Here is a 3,915-nt window from a genome sequence, read left to right as displayed (position 1 = left end):
CCTCGCCAAGAACCGGGACAAATAGACCAAGCTGACCTGACGGGGGGTCAATCCCAAACCGTCCAGGAGGGGTCAGTTCTAATCCGCCGTTGACACTGCCTGACGTGGCAGCGTCTGACGTAGAGCCAGGCTATGTCCTTCGAGCTCTCGGGCAGCACTGAGGCCGACAGCGGAAGTCGCGCCGACCGCTTCGGTGTGCACTCTCAGCGAGCCGATCGGATCAGGCTTGATATGAGGTCAGACGGGCTGATCACGCGCTGCCCGGCTCGGTTCGGCTGGCCCGGTTGCTGTACATCGCTGCTGTACTACCGGCATGAGGTGGCCGGTTTCCCTGGTCCAGCCGAGGAAGCGACGGTGCAGCACGCCGGCCGGCGTCCAGGGCATGTCCTCGGTGGCCTGGACGAGGTAGGCACCAAGGTAGAGAGCCAGCGACACCGGAGCATCCTCGTACTCTGCCCGCAACTCCCGCTTCCGGGTCGGGCAGGGCCAGGGCAGGTCGCAGCCACCGCAGCTCCAGAGCGGCATGACCGGGCCGTGGGTGGTCACCGCACACCCTCCAGGAACCGCGCGGTGATCGCCCGCGCCTGCCGGCTCGTCGCCCACTCCACCTGCCAGCACGGGTACGGAGTCAGCCGCGCCCACCACAGTCGGCAGCCGACACACATGCCGTCGAGCCCTCGTACGTGAACCGCGACGATCACCTGTTCCTGCTCGCTGGTCACTGCTCACCCTCCGACGGCCAGTGGCCCCGATTGATCGGTATCCGGTGCCGGACGCGGCAGGGCAGTTCGGACCCACAGCGGCAGATGCGCCGCCAGAGCCGCCACGACCACACCGGCCGATGCCTGCGAGCAAGAGTCAGCGCGGTGGCAGAAAGGTAGTCGTCATACGAGACGCGCCGCACGGACCCTCCCTCGGTTCTGAGGGGGACGCGGCGACCAGGCGATACCCGCACCGCCCGCCGCATCCCGTGAGCAGGACGCTACGGTCGGTTGCAGAGCGGAATGGGTAAGGTTCCTACCCCTGGATCAGGAGAGGAGCCCGACCTTGACCGCGAGGTCACGGGCGTCGTCACGGGTGGAGCGTGGGCCGTCGAGCAGGTCCAACGTGACCTGGCGGGCGTACCCGTTGAAGCGGATCGTCTCGGGGGCCGACTCGTACGCCTTCCGCAGCGTCGTCACGGCCGCTTCCTTGTCGTCCTTGCCGTAGTGCGCCCGCGCCACCTCGATGAGATGGCGTGCCCGGCGCGGCCTCGACGGGATGGCCGCCGAGTCGTGGCGGCGCGCCTGCCGTACCGCCTCACCGGACTTCTGCAACTCCACCGCCACCGTCACCGCGTGGGCGCCCATGATGACCCGGGAGAACGACGTCTGCGGCTGATAGAAATCCTCCGGCAGACGCTGCGCCACCCGGTCCGCCCGATCCCAGTACCGCCAGGCCCGGCCTTCCTCGCCGGCACGCGCGGCGGTGTAGGCGGCCTCGAAGTTGAGCGCACCCCACAACGCCAGCAGATTCGTGCCCGCGTCGGCCGCCCTCGGCTCCAGAGCCGACAGGACGTCGTGCGTTACCGCCATGGCGGTATCCCAGTCCCCGGCGTCACGATGCACCTGGCACAGGAACCATGCCGCGAGGGCCAACGCCTCCGGGTCACCGGAATCCTGCGCCGCCACCATCGCCCGGTCCGCAACCCGCCACAACAACTCGGCAGCCGGCTGGTACGCAAGGAACATCTGCGTCAGACCGAACGTCTCCGCCAACAGCGACTGCGCCTGCCGACGCTCGACGCCCTCGTACACCAGCGCGGCGCGCTGCACGTCGTGCAGAAGTCTCGGCAGCAGCCCACCCAGCACCGTCCGGTGATCGGACGCCTGGTGGCGCGCCCGCCACGCCACCGCAAGCCGCTCACGCAAACCAGCCAACGACTCCACCGCAGCCTCGTCGGCGAGCACGACACGGTTCACGGCGTCCCGCACCGACGCCAGCGCCGGGTGCTCCGGACCGTTTACGACAGCGGACCTGTCGCTCAGCTCGCCGGCCAGGGCGGACACGTCGACCTTGAGCGCACGAGCGATGCGGTCCAGCATGTGAATGCGCGGAGGCAGGATCCGATCGGTCTCCACCGCCTTGACCCACTCGGCGCTGCGCCCGACCAGTCCACCGAGCACCGCGCGAGTCTTTCCGGACCGCTCCCGGTAGACCTTCAGCCGCTGCCCAAAGGTCAACTCCGGCAAGGATTCCATCCCGAACCTCCTCATAGCGCGGGATGCGCCACCGGCCGCGGGGCCGCCGTGGCACCAACGCTACCGACCTACGTGCGTACGCATAACCCCGAACACACCGGCACGCTGCCTGGAGCCCTCGTGTTGGCTCCAACCTAGACGTGCGTCCACTTCACCTGCGCTGGCTTGCTCGACGCGCTGGCCGCGCCACGTCGCGGCCTCACATCATTGGTCGCTGGTCGCCAAGGCTTCACGCCGTCTTGTGCCCCGGGTGTGCCCCAGGCCCGGCGAGCGGTACTTCCTCCAGCGCCGGAAACCCGCCCCCGTCATCCCGCCGCCGATCGCCCCCAACAACGCCTCGTTGAAGGGTCCTGGCTGCTCTACGTAACCCAGAGCGACCATGAGTCCGACCGCGGCCGCCACCACGCCCCCAGCCACCATCGTCAGGTAGAAAAGGCGGCCACGCACCCCACTAGTAGAGCAGTCACCGTAATCCGGCGTACAGGTCGCACCCAGCGACGGCACGGAGCGGCGAGCGGTCATCGGCCGCATGTCGCACGGTCAGCCTGGGAATCGGGTTGATCTATACGGTGGCTAGTTGCAGCATCAGGGAGATCGCTACCGAACGTTGATCGTCGGGCAGCTCACGTGGCCCTGTCGCCCCGTGTTGACCGCTGTGTCGGGCATGGATCGGGCACGGGCCTGGCCCAGACGAGACGCGCGTCGGTGGCGTAGCTGCCAGCAGGGACGGGTGAGGACATGTGCTCTTGGAAATCGACGGCCGCAAGGTGCGAACCGAAGCCGACCTTCACCAGTTCCTGGCCCGTGCTCTCGACTTCGGGCCGTACTACGGTGCGAACCTGGATGCTCTGTGGGACCGACTGAGCATGGATGTTCCCCGCCCGGTCGCCGTGGTCTGGACTGACTGGCAGGCCAGCGAGAAGACTCTCGGAGCGGAGCGATTCGAGAGGATCTGTGGCCTCCTGCGAGCCGTGGAGGCCGACGACCAAGAGGCTGGCCACGAGAAGCGGTTCACGTTTGAGCTGCGCTGATCTCTTCGCTCCGAAGGAAAACCACAATGCGGTGGCCTGCGGCTGCGGGAGCGATCACCTGCACGAACGATCCGACAACGTCCGAGTATGCACGGCACGGTCGTCACTCAGTAAGTCACCCAGCGCCTGAACTTCTACGTGGAAGCACACGAAGCGTTACTAGATCCACAAAAAACATGGTGCCAAACCGAGCTTGACGCTGGATTGGCCCTCGCCCAAGTGGGGTCTGCGAGAAATGGGCGGCCTCAATTGCTAGCGCCACGACAGCCACGAGTGCAGACACGAGAAATACCACAACACACGGAAGAGCTAGAACCAGTCCCGTGGTGTTACCAACGATGTTCTTGATTGACAGAAACTGAATCAGTGCGCCAAGAGCAAGCGCGAGCAAGTTGCTCCGCCAGGAAAGCACGAGTAAGCGGTAGGAGTTACGGTTCCTGACTTTACGGCGCTGGCCACTCCAAGAGGCCCAGCCGCGTTGCCAATCATCGAACAAGACTCTCACCGCCGCAAGGTTCGCTACCACCAAGCAGTGCCCATCATCTGTTCCACCCTAAGGGACGTCTCGTAACCCCGGTGTCTGTCTAGTCAGGACGATCGGTCAGGATCCCTGGGTGCAGGTGATCACCGCAGCCAACCCTGAC

At 66.3% G+C, this 3,915-nt stretch carries 4 protein-coding genes; 1 reads left to right on the top strand and 3 read right to left on the bottom strand.

Annotation, left to right across the window (positions count from 1 at the left end; genetic code table 11):
- Nucleotides 1-237: 237 nt before the first annotated feature.
- From FB455_RS33970 to FB455_RS33955, 3 genes are all read right to left on the bottom strand, one after another.
- Nucleotides 238-546 (bottom strand): hypothetical protein, encoded by a 309-nt coding sequence (locus FB455_RS33970; protein WP_145755808.1) that lies wholly within the window; start codon nt 544-546, stop codon nt 238-240.
- Nucleotides 543-722, bottom strand: coding sequence for a hypothetical protein (locus FB455_RS33965; RefSeq protein WP_145755807.1), 180 nt, complete (start codon nt 720-722; stop codon nt 543-545). Before FB455_RS33965 ends, FB455_RS33970 begins: the two co-directional genes overlap by 4 nt.
- A 306-nt stretch (nt 723-1,028) precedes the next feature.
- On the bottom strand, nt 1,029-2,240 hold the full coding sequence (locus FB455_RS33955) for a helix-turn-helix domain-containing protein (protein ID WP_145755806.1): 1,212 nt from the start codon (nt 2,238-2,240) through the stop codon (nt 1,029-1,031).
- A 746-nt stretch (nt 2,241-2,986) separates the two neighbouring features.
- Between FB455_RS33955 and FB455_RS33950 the strand changes: the two genes are divergently transcribed.
- Entirely contained in the window at nt 2,987-3,271 is a 285-nt protein-coding gene (locus tag FB455_RS33950) for a barstar family protein (RefSeq protein ID WP_222434161.1), read from the top strand.
- The last annotated feature ends 644 nt before the right edge of the window (nt 3,272-3,915 follow it).

Source organism: Micromonospora sp. CNZ296 (genome assembly GCF_007827635.1).
Note: the sequence above shows the minus strand (reverse complement) of the source record. Positions and strands in the feature narration are given on the sequence as shown.

Bases quoted from the DNA above. Each gene is read 5' to 3' on its own strand.
- FB455_RS33955 (WP_145755806.1), bottom strand. From the start codon at position 2,240: ATGGAATCCTTGCCGGAGTTGACCTTTGGGCAGCGGCTGAAGGTCTAC.